We start from the raw sequence: 18,395 nt of genomic DNA, 5'->3' as shown, positions 1-18,395 counted from the left end.
GCTGACGCCGTACCCAAAAGATCGCAGCCTCAACTGCGATCTTTTGCTTTTAAAGGCCCGAAACAGAGCTTGTACAGGCACTTTCTGGCTCTTTCGCGTTTCTCGTCGTAATCTCAAGCCATGCCTTTGATCACGCAGTTATTCGCCGTGCTGGTTTTTGCTTGCCTGAGCTTCGCTGCTCGAGGTGAAAAGCTGCGTATTGTCACCGAGCCATGGGCGCCTTACGTGTATGAAGAAGGCGGCAAGAACCTCGGGCTCGACTACGAAACCACAGCCATTGTCTTCAAGCGACTGGGCATTGAAGTCGAATGGCAATTCCTGCCATGGAAGCGCTGCCTGTCGATGCTCGAGACCGGTCAGGCCGACGGTGCACTGGACATTTTTCACAGCGAAGAGCGCGACGCCACCCTGCTTTACCCGAGCGAACCGCTGTCGGACGTCGAGTTCGTGATGTTCTACGCCAATGACCGGCCGCACCCGTTCCGTAAACTCGAAGAGCTCAAAGGCCTGACCATCGGCACTTCGCCAGGCTATTTGTATAGCCCGGATTTCCGCGAGTCGACCCTGTTTACCCGTGAACCGGCACCGACCCACGAAGCCAACTTTGGCAAACTGGTGCGTGGTCGCATCGACTTGCTGATCACCGATCGCCGCGTCGGTCAGCATTTGCTCGATGAATTGAATATTCGCGATCAGATCACTGAAAACCCCACAGTCATTAGCCGCCAGAGCCAGTTTCTGGCGGTTCGACGCAATGCCGGCATGGATTTGCTGGTGCAGCGTTTCGGCGCCGAGCTCAAGCGATTCAAGCGTGAACCGGCGTATGCAGAGTTGAGCGCCCGCTATGGCGCCGCGCCCGCCAGCAGTCCTTCGATGGATTCGGCCACCGCCAGCGGCAAAACCGTTGAGCAGCAGGAAAGCGGCGCGCAGTGATTGCTCTGTTATACTCCGGCGTTCCCGCCAGGCTCACGCCCGGACGCCCGGAACCGTAACAGGCCTCTCGACCCGCTACAGCGCAGCTTTGCAGCCCGCGCGAGCGCTCCAGACGTGCCTTCGGAACCGCAGCAGGACCGGACGGGATTGCGTCCTCTTAAACGTGATTCGCGCCAGGCAAGACTCCCATTGGGCCAAGCCCTAACTAAAACAGGATTACTCATGTCCTTTGCTTCCCTCGGTCTCTCCGAGGCTTTAGTCCGCGCCATCGAAGATGCGGGCTATACCGAGCCTACTCCGGTGCAACAGCGGGCCATTCCCGCCGTGTTGCAAGGTCGCGACCTGATGGTTGCGGCACAGACAGGTACCGGTAAAACCGGCGGTTTCGCCCTTCCGATCCTGGAGCGGTTGTTCCCCAACGGTCACCCGGACAAATCCCAGCGTCATGGCCCGCGCCAACCGCGCGTACTGGTCCTGACCCCGACCCGCGAACTCGCGGCCCAGGTTCACGAGAGCTTCAAGATCTACGCCCGTGACCTGAAATTCGTCAGCGCCTGCATCTTCGGCGGCGTCGGCATGAACCCGCAGGTTCAAGCCATGTCCCGTGGCGTCGACGTGCTCGTTGCCTGCCCGGGTCGTTTGCTCGATCTGTGCGGCCAGGGCAGCGTTGACCTGTCCCACGTGGAAATTCTCGTCCTCGACGAAGCCGACCGCATGCTCGACATGGGTTTCGTGCACGACGTGAAGAAAGTTCTCGCGCGCCTGCCGTCCAAGCGTCAGAACCTGCTGTTCTCGGCGACGTTCTCCAAGGACATCACCGATCTTGCCGGCAAGCTGCTGCACAACCCGGAACGCATCGAAGTGACGCCGCCGAATACCACGGTCGAGCGCATCGAACAACGCGTATTCCGTCTGCCGGCCAGCCACAAGCGTGCGCTGCTGGCGCACCTGATCACCGCCGGCGCGTGGGAACAGGTGCTGGTGTTCACCCGCACCAAACACGGCGCCAACCGTCTGGCCGAGTACCTGGACAAGCACGGCCTGCCGGCTGTGGCGATCCACGGTAACAAGAGCCAGAACGCGCGGACCAAAGCGCTGGCCGACTTCAAGGCCAACCAGGTACGCATTCTGGTTGCCACCGACATCGCCGCACGCGGTCTGGACATCGATCAGTTGCCACACGTGGTCAACTTCGAACTGCCGAACGTCGATGAAGATTACGTGCACCGTATCGGCCGTACTGGCCGTGCCGGTCGTTCGGGCGAGGCGATCTCGCTGGTCGCGCCGGACGAAGAGAAGCTGCTGAAAAGCATCGAACGCATGACCAAGCAGAAAATCGCCGACGGCGACCTGATGGGCTTCGATTCGAGCACCATTGAAGCCGAAAAGCCGGAAGTGCGCGAGCGTCCGGACGTGCGTAACCCGCGCAACCCACGTGGCCCACGCGGCGACGGCCCGAATGGCGGCGGCGGTGGCGGCGGTCGTAAAGACAAAGGCAAAGACAAGGGCAAGGAAAAACCTGCCGGTGAACGTGGCGAGCGTCCTGCCCGTCAACAGAAGCCGCGCGAAGGCACTCCGGCCCGCGAACAGCGCCCGAGCCAACCGCCACGCGCGGCGGCTGATCGTGCACCGGACGAGTTCCTCGACGACGATGTGGATAACTTCGGTAACCGCGTTGACTACGTGCCGAAGCCGGCTCCGGCTGGCGGCCGTGGTCGTCGTCCAGGCGCACCGGCTCAAGGTGCTGGCGCAGGTTCGGGCGCACCACGCGGCGGTCAGTCGCAAGGTCGCCAGAACGGTCCGCGCAACAGCAACGGTTCGAGCACCGGCACCCCGCCAGCCAAACGCAGCGGCGGCCCGCGCAACGGCGCACCGCGTGATGGTCAGTCGGGTCGTCGCGATGACTCCGCCTCGTCCTCGCGCAACCGCCGCCCGGCCCGTGACGATCAGCCACGCAGCGAGCCAGCCGTACAAAACCCGCGCAGCACTGGCCCGAAGATCATGCACAAGGAGTCGAAAGCCGACCGCTTTCCGACGCCTGAGCAGCTCGATCAACTGCCAAGCCGCCCGCGTGGCGAAAAACCAGCCTTGCTGACCCGCAATCGCTGAGTTGACGCCGCCATGAAAAATGCCCCGCCTCGAAAGAGCCGGGGCATTTTTTTGCTGCGGCGAATCCCCGCATCACCACAATCCCACTGTGGGAGCGAGCTTGCTCGCGAAAGCGGTCATTCAGCCAACATCATTGCTGACTGACCCGCCGCCTTCGCGAGCAGGCTCGCTCCCACAGGGGATGTGTGTGGCGGGCAATAAAAAACGCCCCCGACCTTTCGACCGGGGGCGTTTTTGTGTGGAGGACGAAAGTTATTTAACTTTCACGCCTTCCAGCGAGATGTCCAGATCCGCGGTTTGCGAAGTAGGACCTGGGCCCTTGATCCCGAAATCGTTCAGGTTGAGGGTGGTGGTGGCGTTGAAGCCAGCACGCTCGCCGCCCCATGGATCCTTGCCTTCGCCGTTGAACGTGGCCTTGAAGGTTACAGGCTTGGTCACGCCGTGCAGGGTCAGGTCGCCGGTCACGTCAGCGGTCTTTTCACCGGTCGACTTAACAGCGGTGGAGACGAACTTGGCATCAGCAAACTTGCCCACGTCGAGGAAGTCTTTGCTGGCGATGTGCTTGTCACGTTCAGCGTGGTTCGACCACAGGCTGGCGGTTTTCACGTCGACAGCGATCTTGCTGGCTTCAGGCTTGGCCGAATCCCACGAGAACGTACCGTCGAAATCCTTGAAAGTACCGTGGATGAAGCTGTAACCCAGGTGGCTGATTTTCCAGTCAACGAAGGCGTGCTGGCCTTCCTTGTCGATTTTGTAGTCCGCAGCCATGGCCTGACCAGCCGAGAGCAGTGCAGAACCGATTGCCAGAGCGGCCAGAGTCTTTTTCAACATGCTTTCTTTTCCTTTGAGTCGAGGTTGAATTTCAGGCTTTGCGACCGAGCATTCGCGTCAGGGTCACATCACGATCGATAAAGTGGTGCTTCAATGCTGCCAACGCATGGAGGCCGGAAAAAATTACCAGCACCCACGCCAGCCAGAGATGAATCACCCCAGCGGTATCTGCCTGATCCGGTAGCCCGGAAACCAGTGCAGGAACTTCAAACAGGCCAAACACCGGAATCCCGACACCGTCTGCGGTGGAAATCAGGTAACCGGCAAGCATCACAGCGAACAGCGCCAGATACAGAAACCCGTGGCCGAATTTAGCGCCGATCCGGGTCATGCGGCTGTAGCTTTGCAGCGTCGGCGGCGGTGGGCTGATAAAGCGCCACAGCACCCGCAACACCATCAAGGCCAGCAACACCAGGCCGATACTCTTGTGCAGATCCGGCGCTTCTTTGCGCCAGCTGCTGTAGTAATCCAGCCCGACCATCCACAGTCCCAGCGCGAACAGCCCGAAGACCACCAGCGCCACGCCCCAGTGCATGAAGATGCTGACCCAACCATAGCGCGAAGAAGAGTTACGTAGCTGCATTGCCCAAATCCTGTGAGAACTGCGAACCAAGACTAGCGAGTTATCTATCGAATTAAAGCGGAAAATTTCGCTTTGAAATATCGAGAAATACGATCAAGAGTCTGTAAGTGGCGTGTTAAGGAAAGATTAAAGGGAAAAGTATGGCGGGATGTTAGGTGGAAGATCCTGATGATGCGCTGTCTGGCCAGGCTTCATCGCGGGCAAGCCCGCTCCCACAGTGGTCGGCGGCGTTCACAAATCCTGCGCTCACCTCACAAACCTGTGGGAGCTGGCTTGCCAGCGATGGGGCCCTCACAGGCAAAAAAAAGCGCGGCATAAACGCCGCGCTTCTTCATTCACCGCAAGGCCTTACTGCGCCTTGGTCTCGGTCGTTGCCGCCGGAGCTGCTGCGGGCTTGGCTGCAGGTTTCGCCGCTGGCTTCTTCGCCGGTTCAGCCTTTTTCGCTGCCGGTTTCGCCGCAGGCTTTTTCGCCTCGGTTTTAGCTGCAGGCTTCTTCGCCGCTGGCTTGGCTGCCGCTTTCTTCGCCGGCTCGGCTTTCACTGGTGCCGCAGGCTTCGGCGCTTCCACCGGAACTGGCGCAGGGGTCGGCGCAGGTGCTGGAGTGACCGGAGCAGGAGCCGGCTCTGGCGCTTTCACAGGCTCTGGCTTCTTCTCGTCATCCGAACCACCGAACAGGTTGCTGAAGAAGTTGCCCTTCTTCGCCGCCACGGCACCCGCCGCGCCTGCCGCTGCTGCAGCCGGCACCACTTTGGCTGGCTCGAACGATTTGCCTGCCGCCAGATCTTCAACCTGACTGGCCGCACGCTGACCGGTGCGCAATGCGCCTTCCAGCGTGCCCGGGTACAAGGTGTCGGTGTGTTCGCCGGCGAACGTCACGCGTTGCAGCGGACGTTCCCACAGACGCCAGAACTTGCTGATCTGGCCCGGGCCATAAGCCAGGTAAGCGCCGCCCATCGACGGGTCGGTGCTGTAACGACGGATCTCATAACCGGTGAACGAGCCACGGGCCTGTGGATAAAACGCGTGCAGACGAATCAGCACCTGATCGACCATCTGCTTGTCGCCAAACGCCTGCATCACACGGGCATTGTCGCCGGACAGGTTGATCACTACGTTGGCGCCGCCCTTCAGGGCAGGTTCGATCCACAACATGCCAAGACCTGCGTTGCTGTAGATCTCGCCGGACATACGCGCCTTGCTTTCCCACACTGGCGTCTTGAACTTCAGCATGATCTGGTCGCGCCAGCCGTAGTTGGTGCCCTTGATCGCGGCCATGTGCTGGGCATCCAGCGCCGGCGTCAAAGCAATCTTGTTCAGCGCACGCAGCGGCACAGCCAACACCACGTAGTCAGCCTGATAGCCAACAGCGCCGACCTTGACGGTCACGCCGTCCTTGTCCTGAGTGATGGCCGATACCGGCGAATTGGTCTTGATCGTTTTGATCTGCTTGACGAACGCCTGCGCCAGCACCTGACTGCCGCCAACCAGACGCGAAGCGCGCAGGTCACGGTCGGAGATGCCGCGATACACGCGGTTCTGCTGAGCGAAGTACAGCAGCGACAGACGCGAAGGCTCGTCGTAGTGGGTACGGATATCCTGGTTGATCAACTGACGTGCGGTGGCCGGCAGATTCTGCTTGTCCAGCCAGCTCGCCACGGTGATCTGGTCAAGTGCGTGCAGGGTGCTGGTCGCTGTCGGGTTCTGCGGGTCGTCGATCGAACGCGCCAGATCGTCGAGGGTTTTCTGGTAGCGCTTCAAGGCGTCGGCGGTGGCCGGCTGCTTGGTTGCCAGATCGGCAGCGGAGAAATACTCGCCGTCGATCAGATAACCCGGCGTACGCACGAATTCCGGGGCCGGCGTGGTGGCCAACTTGAAGGTCGACACGTATTTGTTCAGCACCGGCTGCGTCTTGTCGTTGCCGATCCACTCGCTGGTGGCCATGCCGGAGCGACCGCCCATGCTCGGCTTGGCTTCAAGCAGGGTGACCTGCCAGCCTTTGTTTTGCAGTTCGTAGGCAGCAGTCAGGCCCGACAGGCCACCGCCGATCACGATTGCGGTTTTATCCTTGGCCAGCGCTGTAACGCTGAACAGCCCCAACATCACCAGCGCACAGGCGCGCAGCCAACCGACAGACATTCAGCGAACTCCGGAAATACACGTAGGAAAAAGCAGTTTTGCGGGTCAGACGACCCAAAGAACCGCGAAGAATACGTTAGCCATCAAAACGCCGCCAGCGACGTCTATCGGCTCATACAAAGTAGCTCAATCGACACAATGGGTTGTCCCCGCGCGACGCATTGCATAGGCTTGCGCGATTGTTTGCCCGCGCCTGTCGCGAGCCGCCTCGAGGAGACTGTAAATGGGCCTGAATAACCAGTGGATGCAACGCGACCTCGCGGTGCTGTGGCATCCCTGCACCCAGATGAAAGACCACGAACAGCTGCCGCTGATCCCGATCAAGCGCGGTGAAGGCGTCTGGCTCGAAGATTTCGAAGGCAAGCGCTACCTCGACGCCGTCAGCTCGTGGTGGGTCAACGTGTTTGGCCACGCCAACCCGCGCATCAATCAGCGCATCAAGGATCAGGTCGATCAGCTGGAGCACGTGATTCTCGCCGGCTTCAGCCATCAACCAGTGATTGAGCTGTCCGAGCGTCTGGTGAAGATGACGCCGGAAGGCCTGAACCGGGTGTTCTACGCCGATAACGGTTCGTCCTGCATCGAAGTCGCGCTGAAAATGAGCTTTCACTACTGGCTCAATCGTGGTCAGCCGAACAAGAAGCGCTTCGTCACCCTGACCAACAGCTACCACGGTGAAACCATGGCGGCGATGGCGGTCGGTGACGTGCCATTGTTCACTGAGACCTACAAAGCGCTGCTGATGGACACCATCAAAGTGCCGAGCCCGGATTGCTACGGGCGCCCCGAGGGCATGAGCTGGGAAGAACACTCGCGCAACATGTTTGCGGCCATGGAACAGACCTTGGCAGAGAATCATGACAGCGTCGCGGCAGTGATCGTCGAGCCGTTGATTCAGGGCGCTGGCGGCATGCGTATGTATCACCCGGTTTATCTGAAGCTGCTGCGCGAGGCATGCGACCGTTATGGCGTGCATTTGATCCTCGACGAAATCGCCGTTGGTTTCGGTCGCACCGGGACGATGTTTGCCTGTGAACAGGCCGGCATCCGCCCGGACTTCCTCTGCCTGTCGAAAGCGCTGACCGGCGGCTATCTGCCGCTGGCCGCGTGCCTGACCACCGACGAGGTCTACAGCGCGTTCTACGACGACTATCCGACCTTGCGCGCCTTCCTCCACTCGCATAGCTACACCGGCAACCCGCTGGCGTGCGCGGCGGCACTGGCGACACTGGATATCTTCGAACAGGACAACGTCATCGAGAACAACAAGGCGCTGGCCCAGCGCATGGCCTCGGCGACGGCGCATCTGGTCGATCATCCGAATGTGTCGGAAGTGCGGCAGACAGGCATGGTGCTGGCCATCGAGATGGTCAAGGATAAAGCCACGAAAGAGGCCTACCCTTGGCAGGAGCGCCGTGGTTTGAAAGTGTTCCAGCATGCGCTGGAGCGTGGCGCGTTGCTGCGCCCGCTGGGCAGCGTGGTGTATTTCCTGCCGCCGTACGTGATCACTCCGGAGCAGATCGACTTCCTCGCCGAAGTCGCCAGCGAGGGTATCGACATTGCCACGCGTGACAGCGTCAGCGTGGCCGTGCCAAAAGACTTCCACCCCGGCTTCCGCGATCCAGGCTGATTCAAAATTTGTGGCGCCTGATCTGCCGCTTTCGCGAGCAAGCTCGCTCCCACAGGGGAATACATCTCAAATGTGGGAGCGAGCTTGCTCGCGAATGAAGTCGACACCGGTTTAACTGATTCACATCTTTCCAGAGACCCGAAATGAGACTGTCCCGCTTCTTTATCGACGCCCCCCTGAGCACCGGCGAACACGAATTGCCGGAAGCCCAGGCGCATTACATCAGCCGCGTACTGCGCATGGCCGAGGGCGATGCGGTGCAGCTGTTCGACGGTTCCGGCCATGAGTTTCGCGGCGCCCTGCTGGAAGTCGGCAAGAAGCGCGTGACCGTGCAGATCGACGAGCAATTCGCCGGCCAAGTCGAATCGCCGCTGCACATTCACCTCGGCCAGGGCCTGTCCCGGGGTGAGCGCATGGACTGGGCGATCCAGAAGGCCACCGAGCTGGGCGTGAATGAAATCACCCCGATCTTCAGTGATCGCTGCGAAGTCCGCCTGAAGGATGAGCGAGCCGACAAACGCCTGCTGCACTGGCGTCAGGTGGCGATCAGTGCGTGTGAACAATGCGGTCGTTCGCGGGTGCCGGTGATTCATCCGCCGGTGTTGCTGGCGGACTGGATCAAGCAGACCGAAGCCGAGTTGAAACTGGTGCTGCATCCGGTGGCGGAGCCGTTGGTGAGTCATGCCAAACCGTCGACGCTGGCGTTCCTGATCGGGCCTGAAGGTGGATTGACGGATGCCGAAGTTGAGCAGGCCAAGAGCAACGGCTTCCACGCCGCCCGCCTTGGGCCCCGCGTGCTCCGCACCGAGACGGCGCCAGTGGTGGCACTGGCGGTGGCCCAACAACTTTGGGGTGATTTCTAAACCTTTTTGCCGGACTGATCGTTCCCACGCTCTGCGTGGGAATGCAGCCCGGGACGCTCCGCGTCCCAAACAGCGTGACGCAGAGCGTCACAGGAGGCGTTACCACGCAGAGCGTGGGAACGATCAGTCAGCCGGGCTACAGGACATAAAACAGAATCGCGACAAAGTGCAGCAAACTCCCGGCAATCACGAACAGATGCCAGATCCCGTGCGCATGGCGCAACCGGTGATCAAGGGCAAAAAAGATAATCCCCACCGTATACAAAACCCCGCCCGACGCCAGCCAGGCAAACCCGGCCGTACCCAGCGCCGCAATCAAAGGCTTGACCGCCACCAACACAATCCAGCCCATCACCGCATAGATCACGATCGACAGAATCCGCGCCTCCGAACGCGGTTTGATCTCTTGCAGGATGCCGATCAGCGCCAGCCCCCAGACAATCCCGAACAACGTCCAGCCCCACGGCCCGCGCAGGGTGACCAGGCAGAATGGCGTGTAGCTGCCGGCAATCAGCAGATAGATCGAAAAGTGATCGACCTTCTTCATGATCGCTTTCTTGCGCCCGCGCACGCTGTGGTACACGGTCGAGGCGCTGTAGAGCACCAGCAAGGTAAACGCGTAAATCGCCACGCTGACAATTTTCCACGGGCTGCCGTCCAGGCTGGCGATCACCAGCATCCAGACGCCGCCGATAAACGCTGCTACTGCCCCGACCAGATGCGTCCAGGCGTTGAGTTTTTCTCCGTGATACATGTATCGCTCACCTCAATATTCGTTACCGCAGCGCGCAAGGCTCGGGCCTTGAGCGTAAAAGCGCAATGTTTCTGTTCAACACCAGCCTGCATAAGTCGTGTTAATTGGGCACAATCGGCCGATACCAAAAAGAGTCCGCGCCATGCTGATCGACGAAGAATTGACCCTGAAAAAACTCGAGGTGTTCCTCGCTTTCATGCGCACCGGCAACCTCGCCCGCGCTGCCGCCGAGTTGCAGACCAGCAACGTCAGCGTGCACCGCGCCATTCATTCGCTGGAAAGCGCCCTGCGCTGCCCGCTGTTCAAACACGAAGGCCGCAACCTGACCCCGCTGGAAAGCGCTTACGTCCTCGAAGAACGCGCGCAGAAGCTGATCAATGACGTCGTCGAAAGCGTACGCCTGACCCGCGAAGCCGCCGGGTTCTCGGCTGAACGCTTCAAACTTGGCTCGCTGTATTCGCTGACAGTGAAAACCGTGCCGCAACTGATCATGGGCCTGAAAATCCGCCGCAGCGAACTCAATATCGACCTGATCCTCGGCTCGAACATCGACCTGCTCTACAAGCTGAAAAACATGGAAGTCGACGCGATTCTGGTGTCGTTGGACGACAGCATCAACGACCCGGACTGCGAGCAGATCGCGCTGTTTTCCGACGACATCTTCCTCGCCACCCCGGCGGATTCAAAGTTTGCCCAGCGCAGTGAAGTGGATCTGGCTGAGGTGCGTGATGAAACATTTATCACCCTGACCCAGGGCTTTGCCACGCATCAGGACGGTAATCGGGTATTCAAGCAGGCGGGGTTCGAGCCGAAGGTGGCGATGCAGGTGAATGACATCTTCACGCTGCTGAGCATGGTCAGTTCGGGGGTGGGTTATGCGTTGCTGCCGGGACGGATTGCGGCGGTGTATGAGAATCGGGTGAAGCTGATTCCGTTGCAGGAGAAATACCGGTTGCAGCAGCACATTGGTGTGGCGTTTTTGAAGGCCAAGGAGCGGGATCCGAATTTGTTGGCGTTGTTGGCGGAGTGTCGGATGTATGCGAATCGGCAGTTGGCGGATTAACAGCAGATCAAGAGCCTACCCCCTCACCCCAGCCCTCTCCCCCAAGGGGGCGAGGGGGAAAGGGAGCAGATCGCCATGGATTTAAAGACCAGAGTTCGACTCAGGACTTTCAGGTCGGCGTACCTCCAACATCCAACGCGGTCAGTCCCCTCTCCCTCCGGGAGAGGGCTAGGGTGAGGGGCTTTTGATCTTCAACCCACAATCCCGCGAACAATGAAGAACAACAACGAAGGCCCAAGCAAACACCCAAGCCCGGTATGAAACGTAGCCGTCAACGCCCCATAAGGCACCAACCGCCGATCCGTCGCCGCCAACCCAGCTGTAACGCCGCTGACAGTCCCGGCCAACCCACCAAACACCATCGCCGAGCGCGGGTTATCCAGGCCCATCCAGCGCGCCGCTACAGGCGTGCCAACCATCACCAGAATCGCCTTGATCAACCCGGTGGCAATCGACAGCGCCATCACATCCGAGGTCGCGCCAATCGCCGCGCCCGTCACCGGCCCGACGATATAAGTCACCGCGCCCGCGCCAATAGTGGTCATGCTCACCGCATCGCGATAACCAAATGCCCAGGCCATGCACGCGCCGACAATGAACGGCAGAATCGTGCCCAACAGCAACGCGACCACACCAATCAACCCGGCCTTCTTCGCCTCGGTCGCCTGCACTTCAAACGCCGTGGCCACAATCGCAAAGTCACGCAACATCGCCCCGCCCATCAGGCCGATACCTGAGAACAACGTCAGATCCGCCAGGCCTTTCTGGCCGCCGGTCATGGTGCCGCCGACCCACGCCAGCACCAGGCCGATGACGATGGCAATCGCCGAGCCGTGAACACGTCCGAACGTCAGGCGCTTAGAGAGCACCACCGACACCCACATGATCACGCCGACAAAAGCGAAGGCAGTGACCAGCCCGTTATGTTCCAGACCTTTCTCGATGAGATCCCACATATCAGCGGCCTCCTACTGGAGTGCCGACCGGCGTGATTTCCGCCGGTTCATCGGGCAATGGTTCACCCTTGTGGGTGCGGCTGATCAAAGCAATCGTGCAGCCGCAGACCACTACCGAACCAATCGCCGCCAGCACCGCCACCGTGCCGCCATGCAATGCGGTGACAACGTTCTGTTGCGCCGCCATTGCCACCACCACCGGAATGTACATCGCGCCCCAGAAGCCGACGCCCATCTCGCAATCCTTGGTCATGCCGCCGCGCTTCTGCATCCACAACCGTGCGCAAATCAGCAGGATCATGGCGATGCCGACCCCGCCAACGTTGGATTTGACGCCCAACAACACGCCGAGCATGTCACCCATGATCACCCCTGCCAGCGTACAGATCGCGAGCAGCGCCACACCGTAAATAATCATTGTTGTAGTCCTCAAAGTGCATCGTCGAATGTTGTTTTTGTTGTTCGAAGCTTGAGTCGCGGCGGTTTTAGAGTTGGCGGTTTCCCTCCTCACGCAACAGCGCCTGCAAGGTGTCGAGGCGAGCACTGTCGAAGGCAGTGACCGTGCCCGAGTCGAACACCCGGCGCGCCAGCCCGGTCAGTACGGCACCGGGCGGCAATTCGATCTGTAGCCGTACGCCGCGCTCGTAGGCGCTTTGCACGGTGCCGCGCCAATCCACCACGCGGCACATGTTGAAAGCGAGGTCGTCGCGCAGCGCTTGTACTTTGGTCACAGGGCGCGCGCGGCTGCCGCTCAGGTAAGCGATTTTCGGGCTCTTCAGTTCAATCTTGGCGAAGGCTTCGGCGAGGGTTTGTGCAGGTGCCTCCAGCAGCGGACAGTGCGACGGCACACTTGCCGCCAGACGTTTCGCCAGACCGGCGCCGCGACTGCGCGCCAGTTCCGCGACTGTTTGCATCGCCTTATCACTGCCGGCAATCACCACTTGGTTGTCGGCGTTGATGTTGGCCAGGTACACCGGCGCATCCTCGCAGTGCACCTGCGCCAGCAACGTTTCGACTGTGGATAACTGCAGACCGATAATCGCGGTCATGCCGTAGCCTTGTGGATAAGCTCGCTGCATCAGTTCACCGCGCAGGCTGACCAGATGCAGCGCATTGCTGAAGCTCAACGCGCCAGCGACCACCGCTGCCGGGTAAGCGCCGATGGACAGGCCGGCGACGTAATCCGCCGTGAGTCCGTCCTGCAATAACTGCCGTGAAGCCGCGACGCCGGCGATCAGCAAACAGAGCTGAACCGCCCTCGTCGTGCGCAATGCTTGAGCAGAATCTAGTAGCAAAACATCTTCGCCAAGTACATCACTGGCTTCGACCAAGGTTTCGCGAGGCAAGCGCTGCAGCATGCCCGCCTGCTGCGCGCCCTGGCCGGGGAACACCAGCAGACTGCTCACGCTGCCTGCTCCTGCGGGTTCCATGGATCAATCACCAGGCAAGCCTGATGAGCGTTTTTCAGCAGCACGCGCGTCGAAGCACTGGCCCACTCACGCAACGCCACAGCCCCGAACGGTGTCTGCAATTGCATATCCACCCGGCACACAGCCTGATCAAAAACCGCAACCAGTTTGCGTGCCTGATTGCGGGTGATCAGTTGCGGTGTACGCAGAATCAGATCGAGGTCACTGGCCGCGTGCATCGCGATAAAACCACTGGCCAATTCAAAGCCGACACTGCCGCTGACACCCCAGACCCAACCGCAATCGTCGAGCATCGGCCGCAGCTGTTGGAGCGCGTGCATGACCGGCAAATCACGCTCGCAATCGACATGACAAAGCGCCTCGGGACTGACCCGACAGGCAATCGAATCGACCGGCATAAACGCCGCCAACCGCTGCTCGCGCAACACTCCTCGTACGCCGACCGCGACCAAACCTTCCTCGCTCAGCGCCCGCCGCACCACCACCGGTTGCCCGACGGCCAGCGACTCGACTGCCCACAGTGGCGCATCCGCCGGCAACTGCGCCGGAGTCATGCCCCAGAGCAGATCGTGGGCCAGAGGCGTATTCACCACTGCGCCCTCAGCAGTTCGCGCACTTTGCTGGAAGCAGCACGATTTTTCGCGCCGAGACGATTGCTCAAGTCAGTGCTGGAGATATCGCTGATGGCTTGTTTCAGGCACTCGTTCACCCGTGCCAGATCCTCAGCGGTCGGTTGTTCAATCTGCTCCACCGACAAGGTTTCCCAGAGCAATCCGAGGCTGGCATAGCTGTCGATGTCATACGCCATCGGCGGCACACTGGCAGCCAACGCTTCCAGTTCTTCAACACTGCGCAAGGTCACCCGCGCCGCCGACGCCTTGCCCATCGCATGCACCATCACGCCCGGATCACGCAGGGCGATCAAACGATTGGCTTGATAACCGTGAGCCAAAAACGCCCCGGACATCGCCTTGCCCACCAGCAACGCAATCACCGGATGCCCGGCCAGACGCGCACGGGCGTAACTGTCCGCCGCACCGGCCAGCGCCTGATGAATGCCGAGCGCTTCTTCGCGCCGACCATAAGCCTGGCTCGGCACATCGACGATGGCGATGATCGGGCGCTTCTGCACTTTGTCGCGGTCAGCGCTGATCGCGTCATCCACAGCCTTGGCCAGACCCCAGCCTTCGAGCAAACCGACTTCGCCATTACGAGCGCGAGGGAAACGATTGTCCGGGTCAGCGACCACAGCGATAAAACGCCCCAGCTCACCGTCAGCAACCCTCAACGATGGCGGCAGTCCTTCAACACTTTTAGCGCCCGCGCTCAAGGCGTTGAACCAGTTCAAACCGCGCAGCGAATAACCGCTCATGAGCGCTCTCCTTGATACAGATCGCGAACCACCGACGGCTCGATTTGCGGGTCAGTGTTCAGGCTGCTCAGGCGTTGCAGAAACCAGTCGGCGCGTTGGCTGCGCGGTTGTTCCGGCAAACCTTGCTGAAGTAATTCACCAACCTGCTGACGAATCTTCGCCACGTCATCGGCGACATAACGATCCACCAGACCACTGGCAAATCGCTGCTCGCCGCCAGTCAGGCTCCAGATAAACGGACGGTCGCGAGAATCGTATTCTTCGATCCCGGCTTCCTGCTCAATCACCTGCGGGCCGTTCAAACCGAGGCGTGCCTCCTGAGTCACCAGCAAATAGCTGCACAGCGCCGCCGCAATCGACATGCCGCCAAAGCATCCAACGCTACCCGCAACCACCCCAACCACCGGTTGGTACTGCTGTAAATCGACAATCGCCGCATGAATATCGGCAATCGCTGCCAACCCGAGATTGGCCTCCTGCAAACGCACGCCGCCGGTTTCCAGCAGCAACACCGCGCGGGTCGGAATACCTTTGCGGTTGTCTTCAGCCGCCAGTTCCAGCGCGCCGGCAATCTTCGCCCCGCCGACTTCGCCAAGGCTGCCGCCCTGAAACGCGCCTTCAATCGCGGCGATCACCACCGGCAAACCATCGAGGCTGCCCTTGGCGATCACCACGCCGTCATCGGCCTGCGGCACCACGCCCTGGCGTTCGAGCCACGGCGACATCACCCGTTGAAACGGGTCGAGCAATTCGCGAAAGCTGCCGGCATCGAGCAAGGCCTTCGCCCGTTGCCGCGCGCCGAGTTCGACGAAGCTGTGTTTGTTGAGCAACGCTGCGCTGTCAGTCATGGCCGATCTCCTCGAAACCTTGTTCCAGACGCAAGCGCACCACCCCCGGCGTCGCGCCGAAGTCGTGGATATCGATGGCCATTGCCGGCGGCGTGGTGCCGTCGAACATCCGCGCAAACAGATGCTGCCAGCGCAGCTGTGCGCCGTTGACCGAGGTCTGCACATTGATCGTCAGCTTGCCGGCCAGGCCCGGTTCGATCAGCACTTCCAGATCACCCGAACCGACACAACCGACCAGCGCGCGACCGCGTGGTGGCTGCCCGGCAGGGAATTCAAACGATAAGGTTTCCATCAAAACGCTCCCTGAGAGTTGCCGTCGCGCTCGATACGGTCGAGCAGCAGCGTGGCGGCGAGCAAGTCGGCGGCGCCACCGGGCGAGGCATTCAATGCGATGAGTTGTTGATCCAGTTCGTGCAGCCGGCGGCGACCGCTGAGGCTGGCACTGCCGCCGGCGTCGAGCACCGCTTGCGCGCCGGACTGCATGGCGTGCAGACCCTCTTCACCGGCGCGGTAGAGCACGCAGGTGTCGGCCAGATTGGTCATGATCGCGAGCAAGGCGTCGAGCCGGGCGTTTTGTTCACCGTGGCCGTTGGCGCGGCTGCGCTTGAGTTGTGGCAGGCCGCGTTGCAGCACCGAAGGGAAGCCGAGTTGCGCTTCTTCACGAGCACCGCGAGCGCCGTAACGCAGGGCGACTTGCGCGCCGTGGCTCAAGGGTTTTGGTGCGTGGCGATCGTCCAACAAGGCCAAGCGTGCAGCGCGCAAGGTTACGGCGTTGGCGCTGGAAGATTGCGGCTCCAGCGCAGCGGCCGTCACCAACAATCCCAGCGCCCAAATGGCGCCGCGATGCGTGTTCACGCCGTTGGTGGTCGTAAGCATGGCTTGCTCGCCTTCACGGCCGATGCGGCCAATCGCTTCGCGCAACGTTGAATCGACTCCGCCGATTGCAACCGCCGCTTCAGCAATCTCCTTGAACGCCGGCCACAACGACAGCGCCGAAGCGTGCATCAGGCCCAAGTGCAGATCGGTGTGCGCGCCATTGCCGCGACGGTCGACCAGCGCCGGTTTCGGCGACAGATCGGCTTCGTCGATCAAGGCGTCCACCGCCAGATCAGCCAATCGATCAGCCAGGGACAGCGGTTGCGCTTGCAGGTTAAGTGCGTGCATTACCAGCTCCTGAATTTCGCGGGCGGGTTGTACAGGCCGCCGGACCACTCAACCAGATCGGCCACGCTTTTCGCCGCGAGCAATTCGCGGGTGGCGTCGGTGCGGCGGATGCCGAGGTCTTCGGGCAAGGCGATCAGGCCTTCACGGCGCATGCGCTCGGTGTCTTTCGGGTTGTGGCGCAGGCCGATGGCAGTGACGCCGGCGACCGCTGCGATCATTGCCTGACGTTCTTCCAGCGAGCGCGCCTTGTACAGGTAGGCGATGCCTTCTTCGGTGAGCAGGTGGGTGACGTCGTCGCCGTAGATCATGATCGGCGCCAGCGGCATGCCGCTTTTCTTCGCCACTTCGACCGCGTCGAGGGTTTCGACGAAGGTCGGTTTGCCGCCCTCCTGGAAGGTCTCGACCATTTGCACCACGAGTTTCTTGCCGCGTTCGAGCATCGGTTGCTGCGAGTCGTCGTGACGCATGTCCAGCCACGCCGGGGTGCCGTGACGGCGACCGCGCGGGTCGTGGCCCATGTTCGGCGCACCGCCGAAACCGGCGAGGCGGCCACGGGTCACGGTCGAAGAATGGCCGTCGCCATCAACCTGCAACGTCGCGCCGATAAACAGATCCACCGCGTATTGCCCGGCGAGTTGGCAGAACATCCGGTTGGAACGCAGCGAGCCGTCGCGACCGGTGAAGAACACATCCGGGCGGGCGGCGATGTAGTTTTCCATGCCCAGTTCGGTGCCGAAGCAATGCACGCTTTCGACCCAACCGCTCTCGATTGCCGGGATCAAAGTTGGGTGCGGGTTGAGCGTCCAGTTGCGGCAGATCTTGCCTTTGAGGCCGAGGGACTCACCGTAGGTCGGCAGGATCAGCTCGATGGCGGCGGTGTTGAAACCAATGCCGTGGTTGAGCGACTGCACGTTGTGTTTTTCGTAGATCCCGCGAATCGCCATCATCGCCATCAGCACGTGCACGGGCTTGATGTGCCGTGGGTCGCGGGTGAACAGCGGTTCGATGTAGAACGGCTTGTCGGCGACCACGACGAAATCGACCCACGACGCCGGAATGTCCACTCGCGGCAGTTCGCTGACGTCGTCGACCAACTGGTTGACCTGGACGATGACGATGCCGTCGCTGAACGCGGCCGGTTCGATCAGTGCCGGGGTGTCTTCGGTACTGGGGCCGGTGTAGATGTTGCCGGCGCGGTCGGCCATGAACCCGGCCGAGAGCACGACGTTGGGGATCAGGTCCACCACCAGCCGGGCGTAGAGTTCTATGTAGGTGTGGATTGCGCCGATTTCCAGCAGGCCGTCTTCGAGCAACTGGCTGATGCGCAGGCTCTGGGTGCCGGCGAAAGAGAAATCGAGCTTGCGGGCGATGCCGCGTTCGAACAGGTCGAGGTGCTCGGAGCGACCGACGCTGGGCATGATCATGTGCAGGTCGTGGAGCTTTTGCGGGTCGGCCTTGGCCAGCGAGCGCGAAAGGAAATCCGCCTGCTTCTGGTTATTGCCCTCCAGCACCACACGGTCGCCGGGATGAATCAGCGCTTCGAGCGCGGCGACGATCTTGTCGGTGGGCAACACCACACCGTCGGCCAGCCCGCGCACCTTGTCGAGGCGGCGCTGCTTCTCATCGCGCCGCCGCGTCCAGCGCGAGTCGGGGGAAATTGTTGTTGTCATGCTCACTCCACGGGGTTCGCTGTCGTGGAGCTAAGGTAGGCGTGTGGGGTGGG

At 61.1% G+C, this 18,395-nt stretch carries 18 protein-coding genes; 5 read left to right on the top strand and 13 right to left on the bottom strand.

All coding sequences use genetic code 11. The annotated features are described in order from the left end of the window. Positions 1–120 precede the first annotated feature (120 nt). Together WA225_RS26625 and WA225_RS26620 are read left to right on the top strand one after the other, a co-directional pair. Positions 121–933 (top strand): substrate-binding periplasmic protein, encoded by an 813-nt coding sequence (locus WA225_RS26625; protein WP_422610265.1) that lies wholly within the window; start codon positions 121–123, stop codon positions 931–933. A 222-nt stretch (positions 934–1,155) separates the two neighbouring features. Next, on the top strand, positions 1,156–3,042 hold the full coding sequence (locus WA225_RS26620; protein ID WP_422610264.1) for a DEAD/DEAH box helicase: 1,887 nt from the start codon (positions 1,156–1,158) through the stop codon (positions 3,040–3,042). Between the two features lie 252 nt (positions 3,043–3,294). On the opposite strand, the gene WA225_RS26615 is transcribed toward WA225_RS26620, so the two are convergent. From WA225_RS26615 to WA225_RS26605, 3 genes are all read right to left on the bottom strand, one after another. Then, positions 3,295–3,873: a YceI family protein gene (locus WA225_RS26615; RefSeq protein ID WP_064116243.1), complete on the bottom strand. Its 579-nt coding sequence runs from the start codon at positions 3,871–3,873 to the stop codon at positions 3,295–3,297. 31 nt (positions 3,874–3,904) lie between these two features. After that, positions 3,905–4,456 carry a cytochrome b gene (locus WA225_RS26610; protein WP_422610263.1) on the bottom strand — a complete coding sequence of 184 codons (552 nt, stop codon included), beginning with the start codon at positions 4,454–4,456 and terminating at the stop codon, positions 3,905–3,907. Between the two features lie 348 nt (positions 4,457–4,804). Further along, on the bottom strand, positions 4,805–6,592 hold the full coding sequence (locus tag WA225_RS26605; RefSeq protein ID WP_422610262.1) for a flavin monoamine oxidase family protein: 1,788 nt from the start codon (positions 6,590–6,592) through the stop codon (positions 4,805–4,807). 223 nt (positions 6,593–6,815) lie between these two features. Here WA225_RS26605 and WA225_RS26600 point away from each other — a divergent pair, with 223 nt between their 5' ends. Then, a complete protein-coding gene (locus tag WA225_RS26600) occupies positions 6,816–8,222 on the top strand; it encodes an adenosylmethionine--8-amino-7-oxononanoate transaminase (RefSeq protein ID WP_007913711.1) in 1,407 nt (468 codons plus the stop codon). A 143-nt stretch (positions 8,223–8,365) separates the two neighbouring features. Beyond that, positions 8,366–9,085 (top strand): 16S rRNA (uracil(1498)-N(3))-methyltransferase, encoded by a 720-nt coding sequence (locus tag WA225_RS26595; protein ID WP_422610261.1) that lies wholly within the window; start codon positions 8,366–8,368, stop codon positions 9,083–9,085. 136 nt (positions 9,086–9,221) lie between these two features. On the opposite strand, the gene trhA is transcribed toward WA225_RS26595, so the two are convergent. Then, complete coding sequence (trhA, locus tag WA225_RS26590; RefSeq protein WP_007964065.1) at positions 9,222–9,839, bottom strand: PAQR family membrane homeostasis protein TrhA; 618 nt, start codon at positions 9,837–9,839, stop codon at positions 9,222–9,224. Positions 9,840–9,981: 142 nt separating this feature from the next. Between trhA and WA225_RS26585 the strand changes: the two genes are divergently transcribed. Further along, positions 9,982–10,902: a LysR substrate-binding domain-containing protein gene (locus tag WA225_RS26585; protein ID WP_422610260.1), complete on the top strand. Its 921-nt coding sequence runs from the start codon at positions 9,982–9,984 to the stop codon at positions 10,900–10,902. A gap of 191 nt (positions 10,903–11,093) precedes the next feature. Here WA225_RS26585 and madM read toward each other — a convergent pair whose 3' ends face one another. From madM to mdcA, 9 genes are all read right to left on the bottom strand, one after another. Continuing rightward, complete coding sequence (madM, locus tag WA225_RS26580) at positions 11,094–11,858, bottom strand: malonate transporter subunit MadM (RefSeq protein WP_201228976.1); 765 nt, start codon at positions 11,856–11,858, stop codon at positions 11,094–11,096. A gap of 1 nt (position 11,859) precedes the next feature. Then, on the bottom strand, positions 11,860–12,276 hold the full coding sequence (gene madL / locus WA225_RS26575) for a malonate transporter subunit MadL (protein WP_201228977.1): 417 nt from the start codon (positions 12,274–12,276) through the stop codon (positions 11,860–11,862). A 67-nt stretch (positions 12,277–12,343) separates the two neighbouring features. After that, complete coding sequence (mdcH, locus tag WA225_RS26570) at positions 12,344–13,264, bottom strand: malonate decarboxylase subunit epsilon (protein WP_422610259.1); 921 nt, start codon at positions 13,262–13,264, stop codon at positions 12,344–12,346. Beyond that, positions 13,261–13,881, bottom strand: a complete 621-nt coding sequence (locus WA225_RS26565; protein WP_422610258.1) for a malonate decarboxylase holo-ACP synthase — start codon at positions 13,879–13,881, stop codon at positions 13,261–13,263. The genes mdcH and WA225_RS26565 overlap by 4 nt, the downstream gene beginning before the upstream one ends. Next, on the bottom strand, positions 13,875–14,660 hold the full coding sequence (gene mdcE / locus WA225_RS26560; protein WP_422610257.1) for a biotin-independent malonate decarboxylase subunit gamma: 786 nt from the start codon (positions 14,658–14,660) through the stop codon (positions 13,875–13,877). Before mdcE ends, WA225_RS26565 begins: the two co-directional genes overlap by 7 nt. Continuing rightward, a complete protein-coding gene (locus WA225_RS26555) occupies positions 14,657–15,508 on the bottom strand; it encodes a biotin-independent malonate decarboxylase subunit beta (RefSeq protein WP_175555540.1) in 852 nt (283 codons plus the stop codon). Before WA225_RS26555 ends, mdcE begins: the two co-directional genes overlap by 4 nt. After that, positions 15,501–15,800 (bottom strand): malonate decarboxylase subunit delta, encoded by a 300-nt coding sequence (locus WA225_RS26550; protein ID WP_007913697.1) that lies wholly within the window; start codon positions 15,798–15,800, stop codon positions 15,501–15,503. The genes WA225_RS26555 and WA225_RS26550 overlap by 8 nt, the downstream gene beginning before the upstream one ends. Next, complete coding sequence (locus WA225_RS26545) at positions 15,800–16,672, bottom strand: triphosphoribosyl-dephospho-CoA synthase (protein ID WP_422610256.1); 873 nt, start codon at positions 16,670–16,672, stop codon at positions 15,800–15,802. The genes WA225_RS26550 and WA225_RS26545 overlap by 1 nt, the downstream gene beginning before the upstream one ends. Continuing rightward, entirely contained in the window at positions 16,672–18,342 is a 1,671-nt protein-coding gene (mdcA, locus tag WA225_RS26540) for a malonate decarboxylase subunit alpha (RefSeq protein WP_169843415.1), read from the bottom strand. The genes WA225_RS26545 and mdcA overlap by 1 nt, the downstream gene beginning before the upstream one ends. Positions 18,343–18,395 lie beyond the last annotated feature (53 nt).

The organism is Pseudomonas sp., from assembly GCF_049300855.1.
Lineage (GTDB): Bacteria > Pseudomonadota > Gammaproteobacteria > Pseudomonadales > Pseudomonadaceae > Aquipseudomonas.
This window is presented reverse-complemented; position numbering and strand designations above follow the sequence as displayed.

Excerpts from the sequence above, each read along its gene's own strand:
- WA225_RS26610 (WP_422610263.1), bottom strand. The coding sequence starts at position 4,456 with ATGCAGCTACGTAACTCTTCTTCGCGCTATGGTTGGGTCAGCATCTTC.
- WA225_RS26555 (WP_175555540.1), bottom strand. The coding sequence starts at position 15,508 with ATGACTGACAGCGCAGCGTTGCTCAACAAACACAGCTTCGTCGAACTC.
- trhA (WP_007964065.1), bottom strand. The coding sequence starts at position 9,839 with ATGTATCACGGAGAAAAACTCAACGCCTGGACGCATCTGGTCGGGGCA.
- mdcA (WP_169843415.1), bottom strand. The coding sequence starts at position 18,342 with ATGACAACAACAATTTCCCCCGACTCGCGCTGGACGCGGCGGCGCGAT.
- WA225_RS26605 (WP_422610262.1), bottom strand. The coding sequence starts at position 6,592 with ATGTCTGTCGGTTGGCTGCGCGCCTGTGCGCTGGTGATGTTGGGGCTG.
- WA225_RS26600 (WP_007913711.1), top strand. The coding sequence starts at position 6,816 with ATGGGCCTGAATAACCAGTGGATGCAACGCGACCTCGCGGTGCTGTGG.
- WA225_RS26615 (WP_064116243.1), bottom strand. The coding sequence starts at position 3,873 with ATGTTGAAAAAGACTCTGGCCGCTCTGGCAATCGGTTCTGCACTGCTC.
- WA225_RS26545 (WP_422610256.1), bottom strand. The coding sequence starts at position 16,672 with ATGCACGCACTTAACCTGCAAGCGCAACCGCTGTCCCTGGCTGATCGA.
- madL (WP_201228977.1), bottom strand. The coding sequence starts at position 12,276 with ATGATTATTTACGGTGTGGCGCTGCTCGCGATCTGTACGCTGGCAGGG.
- WA225_RS26595 (WP_422610261.1), top strand. The coding sequence starts at position 8,366 with ATGAGACTGTCCCGCTTCTTTATCGACGCCCCCCTGAGCACCGGCGAA.
- WA225_RS26625 (WP_422610265.1), top strand. The coding sequence starts at position 121 with ATGCCTTTGATCACGCAGTTATTCGCCGTGCTGGTTTTTGCTTGCCTG.
- mdcE (WP_422610257.1), bottom strand. The coding sequence starts at position 14,660 with ATGAGCGGTTATTCGCTGCGCGGTTTGAACTGGTTCAACGCCTTGAGC.
- madM (WP_201228976.1), bottom strand. The coding sequence starts at position 11,858 with ATGTGGGATCTCATCGAGAAAGGTCTGGAACATAACGGGCTGGTCACT.
- WA225_RS26620 (WP_422610264.1), top strand. The coding sequence starts at position 1,156 with ATGTCCTTTGCTTCCCTCGGTCTCTCCGAGGCTTTAGTCCGCGCCATC.
- WA225_RS26550 (WP_007913697.1), bottom strand. The coding sequence starts at position 15,800 with ATGGAAACCTTATCGTTTGAATTCCCTGCCGGGCAGCCACCACGCGGT.
- WA225_RS26585 (WP_422610260.1), top strand. The coding sequence starts at position 9,982 with ATGCTGATCGACGAAGAATTGACCCTGAAAAAACTCGAGGTGTTCCTC.